At 49.1% G+C, this 25,619-nt stretch carries 25 protein-coding genes and 2 other annotated features; all 25 genes read left to right on the plus strand.

All coding sequences use genetic code 11. The features are described from left to right. The first annotated feature begins 4 nt into the window (after nt 1-4). The 25 genes from hemB to pheA all read left to right on the plus strand — a co-directional run bounded on the left by hemB (nt 5) and on the right by pheA (nt 25,619). Entirely contained in the window at nt 5-1,006 is a 1,002-nt protein-coding gene (gene hemB / locus M1D61_RS05285) for a porphobilinogen synthase (protein WP_046215717.1), read from the plus strand. A gap of 156 nt (nt 1,007-1,162) precedes the next feature. Continuing rightward, entirely contained in the window at nt 1,163-2,464 is a 1,302-nt protein-coding gene (hemL, locus tag M1D61_RS05290; protein WP_458121449.1) for a glutamate-1-semialdehyde 2,1-aminomutase, read from the plus strand. A gap of 104 nt (nt 2,465-2,568) precedes the next feature. Continuing rightward, a complete protein-coding gene (locus M1D61_RS05295) occupies nt 2,569-3,441 on the plus strand; it encodes an RluA family pseudouridine synthase (protein ID WP_458122414.1) in 873 nt (290 codons plus the stop codon). A 141-nt stretch (nt 3,442-3,582) separates the two neighbouring features. After that, nucleotides 3,583-3,875 (plus strand) — a binding site (T-box leader). Nucleotides 3,876-4,040: 165 nt separating this feature from the next. Further along, on the plus strand, nt 4,041-6,710 hold the full coding sequence (locus M1D61_RS05300; RefSeq protein WP_458121450.1) for a valine--tRNA ligase: 2,670 nt from the start codon (nt 4,041-4,043) through the stop codon (nt 6,708-6,710). Between the two features lie 10 nt (nt 6,711-6,720). Next, nucleotides 6,721-8,097 (plus strand): bifunctional folylpolyglutamate synthase/dihydrofolate synthase, encoded by a 1,377-nt coding sequence (locus M1D61_RS05305; RefSeq protein WP_458121451.1) that lies wholly within the window; start codon nt 6,721-6,723, stop codon nt 8,095-8,097. A gap of 6 nt (nt 8,098-8,103) precedes the next feature. Then, nucleotides 8,104-9,489 (plus strand): UDP-N-acetylmuramate--L-alanine ligase, encoded by a 1,386-nt coding sequence (gene murC, locus M1D61_RS05310; RefSeq protein ID WP_458121452.1) that lies wholly within the window; start codon nt 8,104-8,106, stop codon nt 9,487-9,489. 172 nt (nt 9,490-9,661) lie between these two features. Further along, nucleotides 9,662-9,904, plus strand: coding sequence for a DUF4321 domain-containing protein (locus M1D61_RS05315; protein ID WP_046215712.1), 243 nt, complete (start codon nt 9,662-9,664; stop codon nt 9,902-9,904). Between the two features lie 40 nt (nt 9,905-9,944). Further along, nucleotides 9,945-10,553 (plus strand): Maf family protein, encoded by a 609-nt coding sequence (locus tag M1D61_RS05320; protein WP_458121453.1) that lies wholly within the window; start codon nt 9,945-9,947, stop codon nt 10,551-10,553. A 26-nt stretch (nt 10,554-10,579) separates the two neighbouring features. After that, complete coding sequence (gene radC / locus M1D61_RS05325) at nt 10,580-11,269, plus strand: RadC family protein (protein WP_458121454.1); 690 nt, start codon at nt 10,580-10,582, stop codon at nt 11,267-11,269. 39 nt (nt 11,270-11,308) lie between these two features. Further along, complete coding sequence (locus M1D61_RS05330) at nt 11,309-12,343, plus strand: rod shape-determining protein (RefSeq protein ID WP_458121455.1); 1,035 nt, start codon at nt 11,309-11,311, stop codon at nt 12,341-12,343. A 59-nt stretch (nt 12,344-12,402) separates the two neighbouring features. Further along, the gene (mreC, locus tag M1D61_RS05335) at nt 12,403-13,275 is read left to right on the plus strand and encodes a rod shape-determining protein MreC (RefSeq protein ID WP_458121456.1); all 873 of its coding nucleotides are present in this window, start codon (nt 12,403-12,405) and stop codon (nt 13,273-13,275) included. Next, nucleotides 13,275-13,805, plus strand: a complete 531-nt coding sequence (locus M1D61_RS05340; RefSeq protein ID WP_458121457.1) for a rod shape-determining protein MreD — start codon at nt 13,275-13,277, stop codon at nt 13,803-13,805. The genes mreC and M1D61_RS05340 overlap by 1 nt, the downstream gene beginning before the upstream one ends. A gap of 104 nt (nt 13,806-13,909) precedes the next feature. Further along, nucleotides 13,910-14,578: a septum site-determining protein MinC gene (locus M1D61_RS05345; RefSeq protein WP_458121458.1), complete on the plus strand. Its 669-nt coding sequence runs from the start codon at nt 13,910-13,912 to the stop codon at nt 14,576-14,578. Between the two features lie 3 nt (nt 14,579-14,581). Beyond that, nucleotides 14,582-15,376, plus strand: a complete 795-nt coding sequence (minD, locus tag M1D61_RS05350) for a septum site-determining protein MinD (RefSeq protein ID WP_046215705.1) — start codon at nt 14,582-14,584, stop codon at nt 15,374-15,376. 6 nt (nt 15,377-15,382) lie between these two features. Further along, nucleotides 15,383-16,525, plus strand: a complete 1,143-nt coding sequence (locus tag M1D61_RS05355) for an FtsW/RodA/SpoVE family cell cycle protein (RefSeq protein WP_458121459.1) — start codon at nt 15,383-15,385, stop codon at nt 16,523-16,525. 227 nt (nt 16,526-16,752) lie between these two features. Beyond that, nucleotides 16,753-18,000: an Rne/Rng family ribonuclease gene (locus M1D61_RS05360; protein ID WP_458121460.1), complete on the plus strand. Its 1,248-nt coding sequence runs from the start codon at nt 16,753-16,755 to the stop codon at nt 17,998-18,000. Between the two features lie 55 nt (nt 18,001-18,055). Further along, nucleotides 18,056-18,137: a sequence feature (ribosomal protein L21 leader region), on the plus strand. Nucleotides 18,138-18,151: 14 nt separating this feature from the next. Next, the gene (rplU, locus tag M1D61_RS05365; RefSeq protein WP_017814066.1) at nt 18,152-18,463 is read left to right on the plus strand and encodes a 50S ribosomal protein L21; all 312 of its coding nucleotides are present in this window, start codon (nt 18,152-18,154) and stop codon (nt 18,461-18,463) included. Between the two features lie 13 nt (nt 18,464-18,476). Next, the gene (locus M1D61_RS05370; protein WP_458121461.1) at nt 18,477-18,812 is read left to right on the plus strand and encodes a ribosomal-processing cysteine protease Prp; all 336 of its coding nucleotides are present in this window, start codon (nt 18,477-18,479) and stop codon (nt 18,810-18,812) included. Nucleotides 18,813-18,828: 16 nt separating this feature from the next. After that, nucleotides 18,829-19,140, plus strand: a complete 312-nt coding sequence (gene rpmA, locus M1D61_RS05375; protein WP_017814064.1) for a 50S ribosomal protein L27 — start codon at nt 18,829-18,831, stop codon at nt 19,138-19,140. A 216-nt stretch (nt 19,141-19,356) separates the two neighbouring features. Continuing rightward, entirely contained in the window at nt 19,357-20,217 is an 861-nt protein-coding gene (locus M1D61_RS05380) for a Spo0B domain-containing protein (protein ID WP_458121462.1), read from the plus strand. 65 nt (nt 20,218-20,282) lie between these two features. Beyond that, the gene (gene obgE / locus M1D61_RS05385; protein WP_458121463.1) at nt 20,283-21,593 is read left to right on the plus strand and encodes a GTPase ObgE; all 1,311 of its coding nucleotides are present in this window, start codon (nt 20,283-20,285) and stop codon (nt 21,591-21,593) included. A 303-nt stretch (nt 21,594-21,896) separates the two neighbouring features. Further along, entirely contained in the window at nt 21,897-22,334 is a 438-nt protein-coding gene (locus M1D61_RS05390) for an ACT domain-containing protein (protein ID WP_458121464.1), read from the plus strand. A gap of 106 nt (nt 22,335-22,440) precedes the next feature. Next, nucleotides 22,441-23,730: a homoserine dehydrogenase gene (locus M1D61_RS05395; RefSeq protein WP_458121465.1), complete on the plus strand. Its 1,290-nt coding sequence runs from the start codon at nt 22,441-22,443 to the stop codon at nt 23,728-23,730. A gap of 15 nt (nt 23,731-23,745) precedes the next feature. After that, nucleotides 23,746-24,741 (plus strand): homoserine kinase, encoded by a 996-nt coding sequence (gene thrB / locus M1D61_RS05400; protein ID WP_458121466.1) that lies wholly within the window; start codon nt 23,746-23,748, stop codon nt 24,739-24,741. Beyond that, the gene (pheA, locus tag M1D61_RS05405; protein WP_458121467.1) at nt 24,738-25,619 is read left to right on the plus strand and encodes a prephenate dehydratase; all 882 of its coding nucleotides are present in this window, start codon (nt 24,738-24,740) and stop codon (nt 25,617-25,619) included. Before thrB ends, pheA begins: the two co-directional genes overlap by 4 nt.

Here is a 25,619-nt window from a genome sequence, read left to right on the forward strand (position 1 = left end):
AATCATGAGTCAAGCTTTTACACGTCACCGTCGTCTGCGCAAAACTGCTGCTATCCGCAGCATGGTCCGCGAAACCCGTCTGCATAAAACCGACTTTATCCAGCCGGTATTTGTAACCTACGGTACCAATGTAAAGCAGGAAATCTCTTCCATGCCGGGTGTGTACAACTTCTCCATGGACCGCATCGGTGAAGAGATTCAGGAGATCGTCGAGCTGGGTATTCCGGCAGTTATGGTATTCGGTGTGCCTGAGACCAAGGACAGCGTCGGTACAGGTGCTTATTCGGAACAGGGCATTGTACAGCAGGCGATCCGTTATATCAAGGAAAACTATCCGCAGCTGGTTGTCATTGCCGATACCTGTCTGTGTGAATTTACTGACCACGGACACTGTGGTGTAGTTCACAGTCATGAGATTGACGGTCATATCCATGCGGATGTGGATAATGATGAGTCGCTGGTATTGCTCGCCCAGACGGCTGTCTCCCAGGCACAGGCAGGAGCGGATATTATTGCCCCTTCCAATATGATGGATGGATTCGTCTATGCAATCCGTGCTGCTCTGGATGATGCGGGATTCCAGGACATTCCGATTATGTCCTATGCGGTGAAATATGCTTCCGCATTCTACGGTCCATTCCGTGAAGCTGCCCAGTCGGCTCCTCAGTTCGGTGACCGCAAATCGTATCAGATGGACCCTGCCAATGTACGTGAAGCGCTGCGCGAAGCGGAGAGCGACGTACAGGAAGGCGCCGATATGCTGATGGTCAAACCGTCGCTGGCATATATGGACGTACTGCGTGCGGTCCGCGAGAACTTTGACCTGCCGCTGGTAGCTTATAATGTCAGTGGGGAATATGCTATGGTCAAAGCTGCTGCACAGCAGGGCTGGATTGATGAGCGCGGCATTGTAACCGAGATGATGCTGGGCTTCAAACGTGCCGGCGCGGACATGATCATCACTTATTTCTCCAAAGATGTTGCACGTTGGCTGCGCGAAGAATAGAATGACGATTTCATCCGTCCATTCGGATTGCACATGAACAGGACGGGTAAATATACGGGACAGGGAAAATGAATACAGTCTGAAGCGGTGCACCGGTCTGTCCGGTGTACTCCCGGTCTGTATCATTTGGATACCATTTATGGAGGTGCTTGATCAATGAACAATATGAACTCCGTGCGCCGTGATGAACGCTCGCGCACAGCTTTTGAAGAAGCCAAACAGTATATTCCGGGCGGGGTGAACAGTCCGGTTCGCGCTTTTAAAACGGTAGGTCTGACGCCCGTGTATGTAGATCGTGGAGAAGGCTCCCGTCTGTATGATATCGATGGCAATGTATTTATCGATTATGTCGGCTCCTGGGGTCCGCTCATTATGGGACATGCGCATCCCGACGTCGTTCGTGCACTGCAGGAAGCCACGGTAAAAGGCACCAGCTTTGGCGCACCGACCGAGATTGAGACGCGTATGGCCAAGCTGGTCGCCGAGCGTGTACCGTCGATTGATATTGTACGTATGGTAAGCTCCGGTACGGAAGCGACGATGAGCGCGATCCGCCTGGCACGCGGTTACACCAAGCGCGATAAAATTCTGAAATTTGAAGGCTCCTACCATGGACATGGCGATAGCCTGCTGATCAAAGCCGGTTCCGGTGTGGCTACGCTGGGATTGCCGGACAGCCCCGGGGTACCGGAAGCGGTCGCTTCCAATACCGTAACGGTTCCTTACAACGATCTGGAATCGGTCCGTCTGGCATTTGAACGTTTTGGCGAGGATATCGCCTGTATTATCGTTGAGCCGGTAGCCGGCAATATGGGGGTAGTTCCTCCGGCAGCCGGATTCCTCGAAGGTCTGCGTGAAGTGACATCGCAGTATGGCAGTCTGCTGATCTTTGATGAAGTCATGACCGGATTCCGCGTGCATATGAACTGTGCCCAGGGACGTTATGGAGTGACTCCGGATCTGACCTGTCTTGGTAAAGTAATCGGTGGCGGTTTGCCGGTTGGAGCTTATGGAGGCAAGCGCGAGATTATGGAGCAGATTGCGCCGACAGGCCCTATTTATCAGGCAGGCACACTCAGCGGTAATCCACTCGCGATGACAGCCGGTTATACCACACTGAGCCTGCTGACGCCGGAAGTGTATACACGTCTGGAGCAGATCTCTGCCCGTCTGCAGGAAGGGTTCGAAGTCAACGCTCGCGAAGCAGGCATTCCGCTTACAATTAACCGTGTTGGCTCCATGGTCTGCCCGTTCCTGACAGAAGGACCGGTAACCAATTACGATACTGCCAAAGTGAGCGATATGGATATGTTCAAACGCTATTTTGGCGCGATGCTGGATCGCGGCATCAGCGTGGCACCGTCTCCATTTGAAGGCATGTTCGTATCCGGTGTGCACAGCGATGAGGATATCGAGCAGACGATCGCAGTTCACCGCGATGTCATGAAGTCGCTATAATGATGACACCTGCCATGGACGACCACAACCGTTCCAATACCGGGAATCCTTCTTTCAAATCGATTCGAGCCGCTGCGGAGCGCCGCGGTGAATGGCTGGAGCTCATGCCCGGCCGCGAGCTTGATCTGCAGCAGACCGAGCAGCGTCATACCCGGATGATGCAGTGGCTGGAAAGCCAGTCTTTCCCGGTCAAACTGCTGGGCAGACTTCATTCCAAAGGAGAAATCAAAATAACCGGCGACCGCATCAGACTGCGTTTGTTTCCGGCGGCCGAGTACGGCTTTGAGCCGCGTTATGATCATCCGCTGGAAGTTCTGTATGAAGATGATTACATCCTGGTGGTGCACAAGCCGGCTGGTATGGCCGTACACCCTGCGGATCAGCAGGATACACGGGTGACGCTGGCCCATGCTGTAGCTGCGCATTATGAGAGTACCGGCCAGGATTGTGCCGTACGCCATGTCCATCGTCTGGATGAGGACACAACCGGACCGGTACTATACGCCAAGAACGAATTTGCCCTTTCCCTGATGGATGAGCAGATGCGGGAGAAGCTCATCGATAGACGTTATGCTGCACTCGTGCAGGGCAATGTCAGTGATCAGTTGACGATAATCGATGAGCCGATTGGCAAGGATCGCCATCACAAGCAACGCCGCCGGGTATCACCGGGTGGACAGTCTGCCGTTACTTTTGTGGAAAAGGTAGCCGGTACCAAAGCCGCCAGTCTGGTCAAGCTGAAGCTGGAAACCGGCCGAACGCACCAAATTCGTGTCCATATGAGCTATATGGGGCATCCGCTAATCGGTGATGCATTGTACGGTGGACGCAGTGATCTGCTGGATCGCCAGGCACTGCATGGCGAACAGCTTGCTTTTGTCCATCCGTGGACAGGCGAAGAGACGGTCGTGGATGATCCCTGGCCATCGGATATGCTGCAGCTGGCCGAGAGCCTCAAGCTGATTGGACAGGAGTAATGACGCCTTGCAGTTACAGGCGGGCTGCTTTTAATTTAAAGTAAATACAGACAGGCTGGCATTCGGCAGGCATACGCCGGATGTCAGCTTTTTTATTGACTTTGCTACGTCTACAAGTTATGATGTTGAGTGAAAATTAGTTCAAAAACTGTGAACGGAAATAGTAGACATGATCGGCCTTTAGAGAGCGGAACTGCTGCGCTGAGAGGTTCTGTAGGATGCGATACGTCGAAGTCGTCCGGGAGTTGTTCATTTGAGACCTGGTTTGTCCGATCCTTGAGATCGGCAGCGGTAACAGGTATAGAATGGACCGGTAGCAGCCGTTATCTGTCTTAGAGTGTCGTTATCTGATGCGTATTTTCAATATAATCGCAAGGAAGTACAGGTAGCGAAACAAAGGTGGTACCACGAGAGCCAGGCCTTTCGTCCTTTGAGACGAAGGGCTTTTTTTGTTGGTTTGGCCTTACTGGTGGATAATAACTGCCGAACAACGATCATACACGGTTTAATACGCAGGAACGGGTATTCATGGCATCCGCTGTCCCGTGCATGCATCAGGTGTACACTTTTACTTATATGATAATGATGGAGGGATCTGTATGACAGAACCAAACACTAATCCGGCATCAACATCCATGCCGACAACGTATGACCCCAAATCCGCCGAGCGCAAATGGTATGACTACTGGATGGAAAATGATTTCTTCCGTGCAGGCCAGCGTCCGGATGCACAGCCATATACGATTGTTATTCCACCGCCGAACGTAACCGGTATGCTGCATATCGGCCATGCGCTCGACTTTACCCTACAGGATATTATGATTCGTACCAAACGGATGCAGGGATATGATGCACTCTGGCTGCCGGGTTCCGACCATGCCGGTATTGCTACCCAGACCAAGGTAGAGCAGAATCTGCGCGCCGAAGGCATTACCCGTCATGATCTGGGACGCGAGAAGTTCGTGGAGAAAGTGTGGGAATGGAAGGACAAATACGCACAGACCATTCACGAGCAGTGGGCCAAAATGGGCTTCTCTCTCGATTACTCCCGTGAGCGTTTTACACTGGATGAAGGACTGTCCAAGGCAGTACGCCAGGTATTCGTAAAATTGTATGAAAAAGACCTGATCTATCGCGGCAAACGCATCATCAACTGGGACCCTCAGGCACGTACAGCCCTGTCCGATATCGAAGTGGAATACAAAGAAGTAAACGGTCATCTGTATCATCTGGAGTATCCGCTGAAGGATGGAAGCGGCTCGATCACTGTAGCCACAACCCGTCCGGAAACCATGTTGGGCGATACTGCAGTAGCTGTTCATCCCAAAGACGAACGCTACAAAGATATGATCGGCAAAATGCTCGTACTGCCAATCATCGGTCGCGAAATTCCCGTGATTGCAGACGATTATGTAGATCGTGAATTCGGCAGCGGTGCTGTGAAAATCACACCTGCCCATGATCCGAATGACTTTGAAATGGGTCAGCGCCATGATCTGCCGCAGATCGTAGTGATGGACGAAGGCGGCATTATGAATGAAAATGCCGACAAATACCAGGGAATGGACCGCAGTGATGCACGCAAACAGATCGTCAAGGATCTGCAGGATGCCGGTGTACTGATTCGTATTGAGGATCATGTTCACCAGGTAGGACACAGTGAGCGTTCCGGAGCTGTAGTTGAGCCGTATCTGTCTACCCAGTGGTTCGTTAAAATGAAGCCGCTGGCTGATGCAGCCATCGAAGCACAGCGTAATGGCAAAGGTACGAATTTTGTACCGGACCGTTTTGAGAAAACATACCTGAACTGGATCGAAAATGTACGTGACTGGTGTATTTCCCGTCAGCTGTGGTGGGGTCATCGCATCCCGGCCTGGTACTGCGAAGAGACTGGCGAGATTATCGTATCCGCCGAAGATCCAAGCAATCTGCCTGAGCACGCGGGCAAAACGCTGCGTCAGGATGAAGATGTACTGGACACCTGGTTCAGCTCGGCGCTGTGGCCGTTCTCCACACTCGGCTGGCCGGATGAGACAGAAGATCTCAAACGCTATTATCCAACCGATCTGCTTGTAACCGGCTATGACATTATCTATTTCTGGGTAGCGCGCATGATCTTCACCGCAATTGAGTTTACCGATCAGATTCCGTTCAAGGATGTGCTGATGCATGGTCTTGTACGTGCGTCGGATGGACAGAAAATGTCCAAATCGCTCGGCAACGGGGTTGACCCGCTTGAAGTTATCGAACAATATGGCGCGGACGCGATGCGTTATATGATCTCTACCGGCAGTACGCCGGGTCAGGATTTACGTTTCCGCTGGGAGCGCGTAGAGCAGTCCCGCAACTTTGCCAATAAAATCTGGAATGCTTCCCGTTTTGCACTGATGAATATGGAAGGATTCACTTTTGAAGATATCGATCTGACCGGCCAGCTGAGCACAGCGGACCGCTGGATTCTGCATCGCATGAACGAAACGGCGCGCGATATTACACGCCTGATCGATTCCTATGAATTTGGGGAAACCGGACGCTTGCTGTACAACTTTATCTGGGATGATCTGTGTGACTGGTATATCGAGATTGCCAAGCTGTCCCTGTATGGAGAAGATGCAGCTGCCAAGAAGACGACCCAATCCGTACTCGCTTATGTACTGGACCGCACGATGCGGATGATTCATCCGTTTATGCCGTTCATTTCCGAAGAGATCTGGCAGCATCTGCCGCATGAAGGACAGACCATTACACTGGCGGCATGGCCGGAATTCGATCCTGCACTGGAAAATAAAGCGGCTGAAGAAGAGATGAGCCTGCTGATCGATATGATCCGCTCCGTACGTAATATCCGTGCGGAAGTAAACGTACCGATGAGCAAAAAAATCGAACTGCTCGTTAAAGCCAATGATCGGCAATCTCTCGATATCATCGAATCCAATGCCCATTATATCCAGCGCTTCTGTAATACTTCCGAGTATCAGGCAGGTCTGGAACTGAATGCGCCGGATAAGGCGATGTCCGCTGTCGTAACCGGTGCGGAACTGTACCTGCCGCTGGCAGGACTGCTCGATATCAGCCAGGAAATTGCCCGTCTGGAAAAAGAAGTGGCTACACTCAACTCCGAAGTGGAACGTGTGGAGAAGAAGCTGTCCAACCAGGGCTTTGTATCCAAGGCGCCAGCGAAAGTGATCGAGGAAGAACGTGCCAAACAGGCTGATTATTCCGACAAACGCGACAAGGTTCTTGCCCGTATTGCCGAACTGAAAGGTTAAGGTGGACATTATGGAATACGAAACTGCGGAGGGGCAGCCAGCCCCTCTACATACGTACGAACAGGCTGTGGAATGGATTAATAATCTGATTCCTTTTGGCATTCGTCCGGGATTGGAGCGGATCGAGCAGCTGATGCAGCTGCTCGGCAATCCGCACCGCAGGCTGAAGTTCATTCATGTGGCAGGCACCAACGGCAAAGGCAGTACATGTGCCTTTCTGACACGGGTACTGATTGAATCGGGCTATGATGTAGGTACATTTACTTCGCCGTATATCACCAAGTTCACCAACCGTTTTCAATATAACGGTCAGGATATCCCCGAAGAGACACTGCTTCATGTCGCCAATCGACTGTATCCGCTCGTTGCGGAGATGGCAGCGACCGAACTGGGTTCTCCTACCATGTTCGAAGTATCGACTGCACTGGCTATTGTATATTATGCCGAAGAGTGCTATCCCGATGTGGTCGTATGGGAGACCGGTCTTGGAGGACGGATGGATGTGACCAATATCGTGCATCCGATTGTGTCGGTGATTACGAATGTGGGTTATGATCATACGGATATTCTGGGAGATACACTGGAGCAGATCGCTGGGGAAAAAGCAGGCATTATCAAGCCGGGCGTGCCGGTAGTGACCAGTGTTGATCAACCGGAAGTAATCGAAGTACTTGCCCGCAAAGCGGAGCAGTGCCGTACGACCATGTATCTGGCAGGCCGGGATTATACGGCAGAACGTCTGAGCGGAGACGAGGACAGCCAGTCTTTTCATTTTCATGGACCTTTCCGTGAAATGGATATTGAGATCGGCATGCAGGGCGAGCATCAGTGCGCCAACGCCGGCCTTGCGATGATGACGCTGGAAGTGCTGCGTCAGTATATGGCCTTTGTGCTGGATGATGAGCCGCTGCTGTCCGGCTTCCGTCATACATTCTGGGCAGGACGCCTGGAAAAGGTGTCGGATCACCCGCCGATTGTACTGGATGGCGCGCATAATCCGGAGGGAGCCGCTTCACTCGTGAAGAGCATCCCGCAGACGTATACGTACAATAAACTTCATATGCTGGCAGGCATGCTGGAGAACAAGCAGCATGAACCGGTATTCCGTCATCTGCTGTCCATTGCGGACACATTGATTCTGACCGAACCGGATTTTAGACGTAAAATGGATGCGGACAGACTGTACGAGCTTGTTCGTCAACTACAACACGACATGAACAAAACGGAAGTTGAGATTATAGTGGAAAGTGACTGGAAGCAGGCATTGGAGCTGCTGAAGTCACGTACAGAACGGGAAGATCTTGGGGTCGTTACCGGAACACTCTATTTAATTTCAGATGTAAGAGCGACTCTTTTGCATCAATCCGATTCTGAAAAGGGCTGGTGAGACATAATGAATAAGACAGAACATATACATTTTATAGGCATTGGCGGTTACGGCATGAGCGCCATCGCCAAAGTATTACTCGAAATGGGCTATAAGGTGACCGGTTCGGATGTGGCGATGAGTGCACTGGCAGCCAAACTGCAGCAGCAGGGCGCAGAAATACACATCGGACACGATGCACAAAAAGTACACGGCGCCGATCTGCTCGTCTATTCTTCGGCAGTAGCGACTGATGACGTGGAGCTTGTAGAAGCAAGACGTCTGGAGATTCCTGTCCTGCATCGCTCCGAGATGCTGGCACGTCTGCTGAACGAACGTAAAGGGGTAGCGGTAGCAGGAGCACATGGCAAGACAACCACATCTTCTATGATCGCACTGGTGATGGAAGAATGTGACGCTGATCCAACATATATTATCGGCGGAGAGATCGTGAATCTCGGCACCAATGCCAAGGCAGGCAAAGGGGACTATGTAGTCGCCGAAGCCGATGAAAGCGACGGCACGTTCCTGCAGTACCATCCGACGATTGCAGTCGTAACCAATATCGAAGCGGATCATCTGGAAAACTATGACGGTGATTTTGCCAATATCAAAGCAGCTTATGTACAATTCCTCAGCCAGCTGCGTCCCGGCGGCAAAGCGATTGTCAATGCGGATGACGAGAATGTCCGTGAGCTTCTGCCTAATATTAAAGGGGATACGGTTACCTTTGGTATTCAACAGGATGCAGACTATACGGCAGAAGACATTCAGCCGGATGACCGCAAAATCTCATTCGTGATGAAATACCGGGGCGAGAAGCTGGGAACTGTCCAGCTGTCCGTACCGGGTATCCATAATGTCTATAATGCAATGGCAACGATCATTTCCTGTCTGGAAGCGGGACTTTCCTTTACCGCTGTAGCGGCAGCAATTGTACGTTTCCAGGGAGCCAAGCGCCGCTTCCAGGTGATCGGTGAAGCGAATAATGTGCTGGTTGTGGACGATTATGCCCATCATCCGACCGAGATCGAAGCGACCCTGCAGGCTGCACGCGCAACCGGCAAAAAGATCATTGCGATCTTCCAGCCGCAGCGGTATTCACGTACTTTCTTCCTGTTGGATGAATTCAGCCGTGCCTTCACTGAAGCGGATGAAGTGATCATTACGGATATTTATGCACCGGCTGGCGAGCAGCAGATCGAAGGCGTTCACTCGTCTAGACTTGTGGAGCTCATTTGTGAGAACAGTAACAGCAATGCCCGCTATATTGCGGAAAAGGAAGAAGTTGTTACCATGCTGACTTCGCGCCTGGAACCGGGTACACTGATCATTACAATGGGTGCAGGCGACATCTGGAAAGTATCCAAAGCGCTGGCGGAACAGCTGGAATCGACACCAGAAACCAATTGATCTGCCTGCTGCCGGATATCGGACAGATAGAGTTCTATCCAAAGACTGTCTTCGGACAGTCTTTTTTGACGGGATTTTCAGCAAAACAAACCTCTTTTCTTTTTTGTTTGTATTGCCGTAAGAATCAACGTATAATAATGTGGTGTCAAATCAAAGGCAGGGGAAAGACAGCATGAAAAAAAATGCAGGAACATTAATTTTATTTTTGCTGCTGGGCTGGCTGATTGGCGAATGGATCGCTACACTGCTGGAGCCTGTAGCAATTTTATCTTTTCTGACCAAGTCGACGACCATTGACTGGTCTCCCAGTGCCAATTTGAACATTATACGCTACAACATTGAGCTTCATCTCAAATTGAGCCTGCTCAGTCTGCTCGGGGTAGTGGCCGCGATATGGCTGTACCGCAGACTCTGAATCATTCAATGATAACATGTAAAAGGAGAGGGCCTTTCTTATGAGTAGAGAATCTCAGCGTCGTATCATACTGGCGTCCGCTTCTCCACGGAGGAAAGAATTGATGGCCTCTTTACAGCTGGAATTTGAAATTATGCCCAGTGAAGCCGACGAATCCGTACCCGGGGACTGGTCTCCGGAACGTATCGTTACTGAACTGGCCCTTCGTAAAGCAAATGCTGTATGTGAGCAGTACCCTTCCAAAGTAGCCGGTGCGGTTATTGTCAGCAGCGACACAATTGTCGTGTTGGACGACCGTGTATTTGGCAAGCCGGAGAATGAGGAGGAGGCCGCAGCCATGCTGCAGTCTTTACAGGGACGGAGTCATTACGTGTATACCGGAATCACCTGCACCGATACGGCAACTGGCCGCACCCGCACGGATTACCGGCAAACGCTTGTACATATGAAGCCTCTCACATCAGAGCGGATTCAAGCTTACGTACGCAGCGGTGAACCTGCCGACAAGGCCGGAGCCTATGCCATTCAGGGATTGGGTTCCACACTGGTTGACCGTATTGAAGGCTGCTATTTTACCGTAGTGGGTCTGCCTGTTTCACTGCTAAGCGATATGCTGGAGGAGTTTGACATATCCGTTCTTGGTTCTTAATTCTGTCGTAGAGAAGAGGAATACTGATGGAGGCGCCACAATATCGTTTGCGTGATATTCCTCTTGAAGATCGTCCGCGTGAGCGGATGATCAGTTATGGAGCCGAGGCGCTCAGTCATGCCGAACTGCTGGCTATTTTGCTCCGTACCGGCACAAGAGACGAGTCTGCCATTCATCTGGCAGCACGGATTTTGCAGCAGGTGGGCACTATTCGTCAGCTGGTGGATCTCAGTATCGAGGAACTGACGGAGATCAAGGGAATCGGGACAGCCAAAGCGATCCAGATCAAGGCTGGAATCGAGCTGGGCAGACGAATTAGCCGTACCGGCAAGGAAGATGCCATGGTGATCCGCAGTCCGCGCGATGCCGCTGACTTATTGATCGAACAGATGCGCTATTTGCAAAAAGAACATTTTGTATGTTTGTTTCTGAACACCAAGAATCATATTATTTCCCAGGAAACGTTATCGATGGGCAGCCTCAATGCTTCGATCGTACATCCGCGTGAAATATTCCGTGCAGCGATCAAATGCAGCAGTGCATCGGTCATCTGTGCGCATAATCATCCGAGCGGTGATCCTACGCCAAGTCCGGAGGATATTTCACTTACACGGAGACTCGTCGAAGCAGGGCAAATTATCGGAATTGAAGTGCTGGATCACCTGGTCATTGGAGATATGAAATTCGTAAGTTTGAAGGAACAGGGCTTCATGTAATATAATAGTCGAGATTCAGAGGAAAGGGAGTTAAAAGTTATGTTTGGTGGTTTTACGAAAGATTTGGGGATTGACCTTGGGACAGCAAATACACTGGTATATGTAAGAGGTAAAGGAATTGCAGTTAGAGAACCTTCCGTAGTCGCGATCCGTACGGATACGAATACGATCGAGGCTGTTGGCGAATCCGCCAAAAAAATGATTGGTCGTACACCGGGCAACATCCGTGCCATCCGTCCGATGAAAGATGGCGTTATCGCTGATTTTGATACTACAGCGACAATGATCAAATACTTTATCCGCCAGGCACAAAAACAGCGTTCGATGTTCCCGCAGCATCCGAATGTAATGGTATGTGTACCTTCCGGCATCACTGCAGTCGAGCAGCGTGCGGTTGAAGACGCGACCAAACAGGCTGGGGCACGTGAAGCCTACACGATCGAAGAACCATTCGCAGCAGCGATTGGTGCTGATCTGCCAGTATGGGAACCAACAGGCAGCATGGTTGTCGATATCGGCGGGGGTACAACAGAAGTTGCCGTTATCTCTCTTGGTGGTATCGTAACGAGCCGTTCCGTGCGTGTAGCCGGTGATGAAATGGATGAAGCGATCATCCAGTACATCAAGCGTCAGTACAATCTGATGATTGGTGAGCGTACATCCGAGCAGCTCAAAATGGATATCGGTTCTGCGATTCCTTTCGAAAAAGTCGAAACAATGGAAATTCGTGGTCGTGACCTCGTATCCGGTCTGCCAAAAACACTGACTATTACTTCTGACGAAATCGCTGAAGCACTATCCGATACGGTAGCTTCAATTGTAGAAGCTGTCAAAGTGACGCTGGAGAAATGTCCACCTGAACTGGCAGCGGATATTATGGACCGCGGTATCGTTCTGACAGGCGGCGGAGCACTGCTTCGTAATCTGGACAAACTGCTGGCTGGTGAGACAGGCATGCCGGTAATCGTAGCGGAAAATCCGCTGGATTGCGTAGCCATCGGAACAGGAAAAGCTCTGGAAAATATCCATCTGTTCAAATCGCGCAGCAGCTCGGCCGTTCGTTCGAAGCGTTAATTTACGGCCATCTATGGTCAACCCCCATCAGGGAAGAATAACCGTTAATTAAGAGGGTGTTGAAACTGTTTAAGCTGCTGGGTAACAAGAAACTGTTTATCCTGCTGGTAGGACTGATTTTATTCATCGCATTAATGGGATATACATTGACCAACCGAACTTCGTTATCCTGGCCCGAGAAAGTGGCCCGGGATACGGTCGGTTTTGTACAAGGTGTATTTTACAAGCCCGCTTCTTACATAGCGGGCTTCTTTGAAGATATCAGTAACCTCAGTGAATTACATGAGGAAAATCAGGAACTTAAATTAATTGCTGCACAGTACATGATGCAGCAGGCAAACTATAATCAATTAGTGCAGGATAACAAGCTGCTTAAGAAAGAACTCAAATTTACAACCAATCAGTTGGCTCAGAACCAGTTTGATCTACACGTAGCCAATGTAACAAGTGTCGATAACGATGAGGACACCGGAACCGTCGTAATTGACCTCGGCAGCAAGGATGGCGTCCGCAAGGATATGCCGGTTATTTCCCTGGATGGAATGGTCGGGATCGTCAGCCAGACGAGCAATTACCATGCGACAGTCAAGCTGCTTACGACACTTGATCCTCTGGACCCGAATTCCAAAGCTATTGCAGCCACGGCTGTCGGTAAGGAAAATCAGTCTTTTGGTATGGTGGAAAGCTATGACAGGGCGACAGGCATGCTTACCATGACACAGATCAAGGAAGATGATCCGCTGAAAAAAGGCGATACGATTGTATCTTCCGGCAGCGGCGGTCTGTTCCCGAGAGGCATGATTATTGGTACAGTGGTTAGCCGTCAGGTGGGAGACTTTGGTCTGACCAATACAGCTACCATCGATCCGTCCGCTGATTTTAAAAACTGGAAAGAAGTATTTGTGGTATATACCAAGGAGACTCTAGAATAATGGCGCGTCGGGTGATTTTGCTGCTGCTGCTATTTCTGGTCTTTATTTGGGAAGGTACGATTATTCCCTGGTTAATACCGGACTTTCTGAATACGAGGCTTGTTCCTCATCTAGCCTATATTTTAATACTGTTTGTAGCCATTTATTATCATCGTCATACGGCACTGGCACTTGGTCTGATTTTTGGTCTGCTGCATGATGTCGTCTTTTATGGAGATATGATAGGCGCCTATGCTTTTGCAATGGGATTGTCAGCGTATGTGCTGGGGCTGCTTTTCCAGTCGCCGCGTGCACCTTATCCGCTGATGATGACCGTTGTACTGATCGGCAGTCTGCTGCTGGATCATCTGCTGTATGGACTGTATCTGGTTTTCGGCCTGACGCGTGAACCTTACGCCTGGGCTCTGGGACATTACATGTTCCCCAATCTGCTGCTGCATTTTATCTTTGCACTGATCATATTTGTGCCGGTACGCCAGCAGTTGGAGAAGGTCGCCAAGCTGCGCAGACGGGCAGCAGAGGAAGAGTAGAGCCGAGCAAAATGTCATTGTGGAAAAAGCCGCTTAATTTGCGGTCCAGGCAGGAATTCCCGCCACCGGCGCGAACTGTATAGTAAGGTGGGGGTGACCGAAGAATGGCTGTAAGAGCCTCAAGATATGTAACGATCAAAGGAATCAAGGACGGATTAACCTTTCAGTTTGATGATAAATGTGATTTTGAAGATCTCGTAAACGATTTGCGGTTTAAGTTGGAACATACCCATCAAAACATTCTGACCGGTCCATTGGTACATGTGGATATCCGGACAGGTGAGCGAGAGATGACGGAGGAGCAAAAGGATACCCTGCTGGATATACTGAGCCAGAAGGGTAACCTGCTCGTCCGCTCTTTTGAAGAGCCGCCTGTACCGGAACCTGAAGTCATCGACCGGAATGCTGTGAAAATCCTCACGGGCATGATCCGCTCGGGGCAGGTGCTCCATCATGAGGGTCCGCTGTTGTTTCTGGGGGATGTGAATGCGGGCGGAACAGTGACGAGTACAGATGATATTTATATACTGGGTGCACTGCGCGGAATGGCGCATGCCGGTATTGATGGTAACGAAGATGCTGTTATTGCCGCTTCGTTCTTTTCCCCGACACAACTGAGAATTGCAGACCGGATCAGCCGGCCGCCGGATGATGGGGAGAACCGGGAATCCCATATGGAATTCGCCTATCTGCAGGGTGGGATTATGAAGATTGATAAAATGGCAAATATGGCCCGGCTTGGCCGGGATTTTAACGTGTTTAAAGGGGTGTAGTACATGGGAGAGGCTATTGTCATCACTTCAGGCAAAGGCGGAGTAGGAAAGACAACCACTTCCGCAAATATCGGTACCGCGCTCGCGCTCCTCGGCAAAAAAGTCTGTCTGGTGGATACGGATATTGGTTTACGTAATCTGGATGTCGTGATGGGACTGGAAAACCGGATCATCTATGATCTGTGTGATGTCGCCGATGGCCGCTGTCGTCTGAATCAGGCGCTGGTCAAAGATAAACGTTTTGACGAACTGTATATGCTGCCTGCCGCACAGACCAAAGACAAGAATGCGGTCTCACCGGAACAGGTAAAAGAAATCATCGAGGAACTGAAAAAAGATTTTGAGTATGTCCTGATTGATTGTCCTGCCGGAATTGAGCAGGGATTCAAAAATGCGATTGCCGGAGCAGACCAGGCCATTGTGATGACTACACCTGAAAATGCTTCTGTTCGTGACGCTGACCGCGTAATCGGTCTGCTGGAGAGCTCGCATATTAGTTCGCCCAAGCTGATCGTGAACCGGATTCGCCATAGCATGGTGAAATCAGGAGATATGCTGGATATTGATGAAGTACTGCAGGTGCTGAATATTGACCTGCTGGGAGTCGTGCCCGATGATGAAATGGTGATCAAGGCAGCCAACTCCGGAGAGCCAACGGTTATGAACCCGGATTCCAAAGCTGCAATTGCTTACCGGAACATTGCTCGCAGAATTTTGGGGGACACGGTTCCATTAATGCAGATGGATCAGAAAAAGAGTGCATTTTCTCGCTTTAAGAAGTTTTTTGGAATGGGTTGATGGATTTTGCTTAATAAGTTTAAAAAGCTGGACTGGGGAATTATTACCCTGCTCGGCATATTTATGGTGTTCAGTACATTGCTCGTGCGCAGTGCCATTGCTCCGGATCCCAAATTCCAAGGCTATGACATTCGTGCGCTCCTTTTTTATGGTATTGGCTTTGTGATCATGTTTGCAGTCAGCATTTTCGATTATCGGATTTTACTGCGCAAGCATTGGTATCTGTATGGTATCGGAATTTTATCTTTGCTGCTGCTGTACCCGTTTGGTTCCGAGATCAATGGTGCTAAAAGCTGGTACAACCTGCCGGGATTCCAGTTCCAGCCTGCAGAGATGGTCAAGATTGTTGTTGTTTTAACAACCGCTTATCTACTTGGCAAAAGGGATGGTGATCCGCTTCGGTTTCGTTCGGATTTGCTGCCGACCGCACTGATCGTTTGTATACCGTTTTTCATTGTTTTGATTCAGCCCGATCTGGGAAATGCCATCATTTACTTGATCATCCTGGTAGGTATGCTCTGGATTGGCAATACCCGATATACACATGTCATTGTGGGACTAACAACAATTATCGGTGGGCTGATACTGGTGGTCGTATTATTTACAACCTTTAATCAGCAGATTCATGATTATTTGTACGAGAACAACAAGGCTCACTGGTATGAGCGGATTAATACCTTTATTGATCCGGATAAGGCTTCGGATGATGCCAAACATCAATCCAGCTATGCCAAGATTGCAGTAGGCTCAGGCGGATTATTCGGTGACGGATATATGCAGGGCCAACTGAAAAACAATAAATTTGTTCCTTATCCATACTCGGATTCAATCTTTGTCGTTATTGGAGAGGAATTTGGTTTTGTCGGATCTTCTATCCTGCTTGTAGTATATTTCCTACTGATCTATCGAATGATACTCATCGCCTTGCAGTGTTATGACAGGCGGGGTTCCTATATTATTGTTGGTATTGTCAGTATGTTCGTATTCCAGATTTTTGAGAATGTGGGCATGATGATTGGTCTGATGCCAATAACGGGGATTACACTTCCATTTATCAGCTATGGAGGCACGTCCCTGATACTGAATATGCTCAGTATCGGCCTTGTACTTAGCATCAAGATTTATCAGGAAAAATACGAAGTCGATTAACCGGTACCTTTGTACCGGTTTTTTCATTTTTCTTTATCTCTATAAGTGACCAGCCGATATCGGAATGAATAACGGTCCGTGAGATAGTCGTGTCCGTATCCGATAGCCTTGCCTTTGCAGAGAACTGAAACCTTTTATTACCATATGTCGTCTAAAAAAGAGGAATGGATATGGAAGCAAGCATTTATGACGATAGCTTTTTCAAAAAATAGAGGTGGAACATAATAATGAAGCAGATGATAGTAAGTTATTCGTCCAAAGAAATACAGATGGCACTTCTGGATCGGGGCCAGCTGGTTGAATTTGCTTCAGAACGTTCATCTGGTAAAGGCATCGCCGGTAACTTTTACAAAGGCAAAGTCATGAATGTACTGCCGGGTATACAGGCTGCATTTGTCGATATTGGCCAGAAAAAGAACGGCTTTTTATATATCGATGATGTGCTGCATCCTCATATGGACAAGCAGCCTTCCATCAAACCCAATATCGCAGCTCTGATCAGCGCAGGACAGGAAATCATCGTCCAGGTAGCCAAGGAACCTGTCGGTACCAAGGGAGCCAAACTGACGACCCATTATTCACTGCCGGGCCGCTGGGTCGTCTACATGCCCGAAGCGGATTATATCGCGGTCTCCAAAAAAATCAGCACCGACGAAGAGCGTCTGCGGTTGAGAAGGCTCGGTGAAGAGCTGCGTAAAGGGGAAGAAGGACTCATTCTGCGCACCGTGTCCGAGGGCGAGTCGACTGAAGCGATTGCTGCCGATATCCGGCAGCTGCGTGAGACCTGGAAACGGATCATCAGCCGGGCAGGTCAATCTGCACCGCCGATCGAGCTGCATCGTGATCTGGGAATTGTGGAGCGGATGATCCGAGACGTATTTAATCCGGAGGAAGACCGTTTTATTACCGATCATACTGAAAGTGCCCAGCAGGCCTCGGAATTTATCCGTACACTGGTCCTGCCGGGTACCCCCGTTCCTGTAGAATTATATAGCGGGCAGGAGCCGCTTTTTCAGCATATGGGTGTGCAGGAACGCCTCTACCGTGATTTTCAGCGCAAGATCTGGCTGGAAAATGGCAGCCATATTATCTGGGACCAGACCGAGGCGCTCACTGTCATTGATGTGAACACCGGCAAATTCACAGGTGGAGCCACACTGGAAGAGACGGTAACCCGTACGAACATTCAGGCAGGGGAAGAGATTGCCAGATTGCTTCGTTTGCGTGATACCGGGGGAATTATAATTATCGACTTTATCGATATGGACAGCGAGTCGGGACGAGAAGCGGTCGTGGAAGTCATGGAGAACGTGCTGTACAAAGACCGCACCAAAACACATATTGTGGGCTGGACAAGGCTCGGCATGTTGGAATTGACCCGCAAAAAGGCGCGTGAAGAGACCGGCAGCATGAGCTACAAAACCTGCAGTGTTTGTCACGGAACCGGCAAAATTGCTTCCCGGATAAAGGATTGATTTATTGATTTGGCTATGCTACAATAATTTGGTATGTGTCGGGTATTACTCCTTTCACATGCTGCAACCGCTCCGATCGGGTATAAGTTCATGGGTATTCCCTATGGCACCTGGATCAGGCGAGTCTGAGACATGAGGAGGTGCAAGGAGAATGTACGCAATTATCGAAACAGGTGGTAAGCAATACAAAGTGCAAGAGGGCGACGTATTGTTCATCGAGAAGCTGGACGCTACTGATGGCGACAGCGTAACTTTTGACCGCGTTCTGGCTGTATCCAAAGAAGACGGTCTGGTAACTGGTTTGCCGCTGGTAGAAGGCGCTAGTGTAACAGCGAAAGTTGAAAAACACGTTAAGGGCCAAAAGGTTGTAGTTTACAAATACAAGCCTAAAAAGAACTACCACGTAAAACAAGGTCATCGTCAACCATATACTAAAGTGACTATTGAGAAAATCCAAGCATAAGAAGGTGCGGTAATTGATTATCGTACGCATTGAGCGTCATGAAGACGGTACAATTGGTGGTTTTTCATCCCGTGGACATGCAGGATATGCCGACCGTGGAGAAGATATTGTGTGTGCGGCCGTTTCTGCCATTACGGTAGGTACGGTGAACTCCGTTGAAGCTCTGACCGGTGTAGAAATGAAGGCCAAGATGAAGGATGGTTTCCTGAGTGCTCGCTTGCCGGTTCTGCCGGAAGACAGCCCGAAGGATCAGATTCAATTGTTGTTGGAATCGATGCAGGTTATGCTGGCTAGTATCGAAGAGTCTTACGGAGAGTATATCAAGATAAAGCAAGTTACATTAACGTAAAAAGGAGGTAGACAACATGTTGAAGCTTAATTTGCAATTGTTCGCTTCCAAGAAGGGTGTAGGTTCCACAAAGAACGGACGTGATTCCCACTCCAAACGTCTTGGTGCAAAACGTGCAGATGGTCAGTTCGTAACTGGTGGTAACATTTTGTTCCGTCAACGCGGTACTAAAATTCACCCAGGAACAAACGTGGGCATCGGTAAAGACGATACACTGTTTGCAAAAGTTGACGGCGTCGTGAAATTCGAACGTTGGGGCCGTGACCGCAAAAAAGTGAGCGTCTACCCGGTTGACGTTGCTCCAGTAGCAGCAGCAATCGAACAATAATCCGGTCTACGGACTAGGATCAATAAGCCTCCGGTACATGTTGGTGCCGGAGGCTTATTATATTTATCTATCGTTGAATAATAGCTTCGTTTTTAAGTATAATACGGTTATACACAATATTTTCCAGAATAATCTTTGCTTTCATGGATTAGCTTCTGGACAATTGTGATATACTTGTTCTTGGTTAAAAAGCCGTCGGAAGATTGGGGAGAAACCATGAATTATTTTAGCCGTGTTCCAGTCCTGGTGGGCGGAACAATCATCATACCTTTAATCGCAGCCTATCGGTTTCATTCGATAGTGGCTTATGTTGTGCTGGCAATCTGGATTGGTGCCGCATACTGGCTTGGAATTCGAAGCATACGGAGCAGTATGCAGGAGGAGCTTACCCGTCGCAATGAAGAACTGCAGAGGCAGATAGACGAGGTGCGTGAGCAGAATGAACGCCTGAAGCGGGCAAACCTGATCCATGAACAAAAGCGCACATTGATGAAGCAGCAGAATGAGGCTACGCATGTGACAGCGATCGAGGCATTCAGTCATCATCGTCATGATTGGATGAACGATCTGCAGCTGCTATATGGGTATATTCAGCTGGGTAACAGAGATAAGCTTATTGAGAATATAGAGCGAATCAAAGAGCAAATGATGACGGACAGTCGGGTATCCAAACTGGGTATTCCTTCCCTCATCTTTTATTTGCAGTCCTTCAAGGCGGTAAACCGTGATATTCAGTTAGAAGTAGAGATAGAAGATGGGATCACACTTGAAGGCCGGCTGGGAACGGAACAGAGTGAGGAATTGACCCGAGTCATTCAAGAGACGATCTCTGCTTACCAAACGAGCGGAGGATCGTCCTGGGGTGAGTGCCCCACCTTATCAATTATTATCCGGAATGACAATGATCAGGTTCAGTTTATATTTGAACCCGAAGAAGTCTATCCCGGACCGGATCAAATCTGGGCAGTGGTCAATCAGCTGATTGAAGGAACGACGATTACTGCGACCCGCCCGGAAGATGATCCTGCTTCTATTTCACTGCATATCTATCCGGTTCAGACAAAGACATCCGTATAAAAGAACGGATGCATACTCATGAAGCAATCATGGGTCAGAGTACTATAAAAGTTGAGGTGCAACTAATGTTTGTAGATAAAGCGAAGATTTTTGTAAAAGGCGGCGACGGCGGTAATGGTACCATCTCTTTCCGCCGTGAGAAGTATGTACCGAATGGCGGACCTGCAGGCGGCGATGGCGGACGCGGTGGCGACGTTATTTTCCGTGTAGATGAAGGTCTGCGTACACTAATGGACTTTCGTTACCAGCGCCATTTTAAAGGCCAGCGTGGCGAAAAAGGCCGTACCAAGAACCAGCACGGAGCAGGTGCGGAAGATACGATTGTACGGATTCCACCAGGTACTGTAATTATCGATGAAGATAACGGTGAAATCCTCGCAGATCTGACCCGTCATAATCAGGAGATTGTTGTAGCCAAAGGCGGACGAGGCGGACGAGGAAATACACGCTTCTCAACGCCGAACAACCCGGCTCCTTATCTTGCGGAGAATGGCGAAGAAGGTCAGGAACGCAATATTGTTCTGGAATTGAAAGTTATGGCAGATGTAGGTCTAGTTGGTTTCCCGAGTGTTGGTAAATCCACGTTGCTGTCTGTTGTATCTGCAGCGGAACCGAAGATTGGTGCCTATCATTTCACAACTATCACACCTAACCTTGGTGTAGTTGCTGTCGGCGACGATCGCAGCTTTGTTATGGCCGATTTGCCTGGACTGATCGAAGGCGCTCACGAAGGGATCGGACTGGGGCACGAGTTTCTCCGTCACGTTGAGCGTACGCGCGTAATCATCCATGTCGTGGATGTATCCGGATCAGAAGGCCGAGATCCTTTTGAAGACTGGCAAAAAATCAATGAAGAGCTCAAGCTCTACAACATTGAACTGGAAAGCCGTCCTCAAATCGTAGCCGCGAACAAAATGGATATGGCTGAAGCTCAGGAAAACCTGGAAGAATTCACAAAGAAAATTCGTGAAGTGAACCCGGATATCCAGATCGTACCAATCTCCTCACTGACACGCCAGGGTATTCAGGAACTACTCTACAAAGCAGCCGATATGCTCGATCAGATGCCTGAGATCGTGACCGTAGAAGAAGTCGAGCAGGTAGCCGAACGTAAAGTGTATAAGCTGGAGAAGAAGGAAGACGACGGCTTCACCGTGCATCGTGAGAACGATATGTTCGTAGTCGAGAGCAAGAAAATCGAGAATCTAATGAAGCGTATGCAGCTTACTTCAGAAGACGCGATCATGAAGCTGGGGCGTACCATGAGACATATGGGTGTCGATGCAGAGCTTCGCAAACGTGGTGCCAAAGACGGCACGATTGTGCGTATTGGTGATTTCGAGTTCGAATTTGTTGAAGGCAGCAGCTACTTCTAAGCTGTACGCCATTATCATTTGTATAGCAGCGATTGTTTTATAATCAGATACAGAATCAGCCGGAAACCTTTATGGTTTTCGGCTTTTTTTATAAATGCAACATCCGGCAGCGCTGCAACTATATCAATGCCATCCATCTGGATATCGCTGTATTCATCCTTCTCCATTAATGATGAATGAAGGATTTTTGCGCAGTACTTAATGGGATATCCCCCTTCTTCAATTAAAAAGGGTTGCCTGACCGAAAGAGTTACTTTATAATGTCCACTATATGAATACATGAGTCTTTGAGGAGAGGACGTTGTGAAAGAACGATATTATTTGGTGCGGGAAGATATACTGCCCGATGCCGTACTAAAAACGATGCGTGTTAAAGAACTGCTGGCTGCAGGCGAGAGTCGCACTATCAATGAAGCTGTCGAGAAGGTTGGACTCAGCCGCAGCGCCTTTTATAAATACAAGGACGGCATACACCCGCTCAACAAGCTGGAAAGGGATAAGATTATTACCGTCTCCTTTGATCTGGATCATCGTTCCGGCATTTTATCCCATGTGCTTGGTTTAATGGCTGAATATGGTGGGAATGTACTGACGATCCATCAAAGTATACCATTGCAGGGAAGAGCCAATGTTGTACTTTCGGTAGAGACATCCCGTCTGACACAGGACCTGGATACAATGGTAGAAGCGATGCAAAATGTGACCGGTGTCCGTCATATTCACATTATTGGACAGGGTTAATTTAACAGTTTATGCTGTTTACAATGCTTTACAGGTAACAGTCAATCCGTACAATGAGTAGCAATATATACTGCAACCTAAATTAGCCCAGGAGGGGAAGCAACGTATGAAACCGGTAAAAGTAGGATTATTAGGACTAGGAACTGTAGGTACAGGGGTTGTGAGAATCGTTGAAGGCAACCAGCAGGACTTGAACAGTCAGGTAGGATCTTCGATTGTAATTGAGAAAATCGCTGTACGCAGCGCTGACAAAGTCCGCAACGTGGAGATCGACGCTGCCAAGCTGACGATTGATCCATGGGAAGTTATCCGCGATCCGGAGATCGACGTTATTGTAGAAGTAATGGGCGGCATTGATCAGACCAAGGAGTATATCCTGGAAGCGCTGGAACGCGGCAAGCATGTAGTAACGGCCAACAAGGATCTAATGGCACTGCACGGCTCCGAGATTCTCGCCAAAGCCCAGGAAAAGCAGTGTGATGTCTTTTACGAAGCCAGTGTGGCCGGGGGTATTCCAATCATCCGCACCCTGATCGAAGGCTTCTCTTCCGACCGTATTGTAAAAATTATGGGGATTGTCAATGGAACGACCAACTACATACTGACCAAGATGAGTCAGGAAGGTGCTTCTTATGAGGATGTATTGAAAGAAGCCCAAGATCTCGGTTATGCCGAATCCGATCCGACCAGTGATGTGGAGGGACTGGATGCAGCCCGTAAAATGGCTATTTTGGGTACACTCGGTTTCCGTACGAATGTCGAATTGGATGATGTGGCTGTACAGGGGATCTCTTCCGTAACCAAAGAAGACATTACTTATGCCAGAAATCTTGGCTATGAAATGAAACTGCTCGGGATTGCAATGAGTGCCAATGACCATATTACGATCAGCGTACAGCCAACCATGATCAAGCAGAGCCATCCGCTGGCTTCTGTAAATGGTGTATTTAATGCAGTCTATGTTCATGGCGAAGCCGTAGGTGAGACGATGTTCTATGGAGCCGGAGCAGGGGAAATGCCCACTGCCACTTCGGTAGTAGCTGACCTGGTTGCTGTCGTTAAAAACCTGAAGCTCGGTGTAAACGGACTGAAAGCTATCGTTCCTTACAAGACTAAAAAATTGCAAAGTGACGATCAGGTATTCTATAAAAACTTTATCCTGCTGCATGTGGATGACAAAGCGGGCGTACTTGCTCAGATTACCCAGGTATTTGCCCAGTATGATGTCAGCCTGGCTTCGGTGGTGCAGCAGCCGAATGAGCATAATCCGGATGCGGAGATTGTGATCATTACTCACCGCGCCAGCAAAGCGAACTTTGACAGAGTGCTTCAGCATCTGGAGCAGCTTGATGTGATCCAGCGGATCAAGAGTGTATACCGGGTAGAAGATATCTAAAGGAGCAATGCGATCATGAGCAATCAGGGTTCTGAAAAAGTATATAACCGGAGAAACTCCGTGCGTGTAGCGGTACCTGCGAGCACTGCCAATCTGGGCCCCGGGTTCGACACGCTTGGCATGGCGCTCAGTCTGTATTCCTGGATCGAAATGAGAGAAGCGGATCATACTTCGATTACGCTGCTTGGTGACCAGCTGGACGGAATCCCGACAGACAAGACCAACCTCATTTACAAAATGGCACAGGCTGTATTCGAGAAGACCGGAATTTCCATCCCTGAACTGGAAATTACCATGTATTCGGATATCCCGCTGACGAGAGGACTTGGCAGCAGTGCTTCGGCTCTGATCGGTGCCCTTGCAGCAGCGAATGCCCTGACAGGCCATCTTCTGTCCGATGAAGAGCTGCTTAATATGGCAACCGCCTTTGAGAAGCATCCGGATAATGTGGGTGCCTCTCTCTATGGAGGAATTGTAGCCGCGACATGGGATGGAGAACAGGCGAGATGTATTGGGATTCAACCGCCCGAAGCGCTGCAGGCACTGGTCGTTATACCGGAGTTCCAGCTGTCTACAGCTGCAGCGCGCGCAGTACTGCCAACCGAGCTCTCCATGGCAGATGCAGTGTATAATATCAGTCGCAGTTCCTTGCTGGTTGCAGCACTGACCTCGGGCAAGCTGGACATGATCAGGGAAGCGATGCAGGATCGTCTGCACCAGCCTTATCGCGCGGCGCTTATACCAGGGATGGAGCCAATTCTGGCGCATGCATCTGATCACGGAGCGCTTGGTATTGCACTGAGTGGAGCTGGTCCTACCATGATTGCTCTGGTAGATCGCCATTCCGGGCAAAAGCAGCAGCTGGAGAATTATTTGCTGAATACCATGCAGTCGCATGGTATTACGGCGCAGGCATTATGGCTTGAACCGGTGACCGGGGGAGTTATATATTACTACGATACCGAATCAAGTTCATTTATGGACACCGTCAAAGGAGAAGTACGTCTATGATCCGTATAGCAGCCTTACCTTCCGGCTCGGTCTCTCATGAAGCATTGCTGCATATTATGGGACAACAGCCGCTTGAGATCACCCATCACAAAATGATTGCTGATGTCTTTATGTCTACAGCTCAGGGGAAAACGGATTATAGTGTAATCCCTATTGAAAATACGATAGAAGGATCGGTATCCCTTCATATGGACTGGCTTGTACATGAAGTCGATATTCCGATGCAGCTGGAATGGGTATATCCGTCCATTCAGAACCTGATTGGCAGCCGTGCTGAATTTGTATCCGCAAGCGGTGAACTGGATTATTCCAAAGTCACTAAAGTTTTGTCTCATCCTGTAGCGATGGCCCAGTGTCTTCAATTCATCCGTGCCGAGATGCCGCAGGCCGAACTGGAGCACGTAGGCAGTACAGCAGAAGCGGTACAAATGGTCAGCCAAAATCCGGATAAGGGATGGGCAGCGATTGGTACTACACTTGGTGCCCAAAAGTATAATCTGGATATACTGGCGAGTCGTGTCACCGATCATGATAATAACCATACAAGGTTCGTTCTGATTGGCAACAACCCGATAACCGTATCCAAAGATGCCGATCACCAGAAAACCAGTATCCTGGTTACCCTAAATGAAGACTTTGCAGGGGCGCTTCATCAGGTGCTCGCCGCATTCTCCTGGCGCAAACTGAATCTGTCCCGCATCGAATCCCGGCCTACGAAGAAAAAGCTGGGCACCTACTATTTCTATATTGATGTATTAGATAATCGCAACTCGGTACTCCTCAAAGCAGCCATAGAAGAAATCGGTGCACTTGGCTGCCAGGTAAGAATACTTGGTTCTTATCCATGCTATGAGTATAATTTGGCAGATAAGAGATAA

Source organism: Paenibacillus sp. Z6-24 (assembly GCF_054161335.1).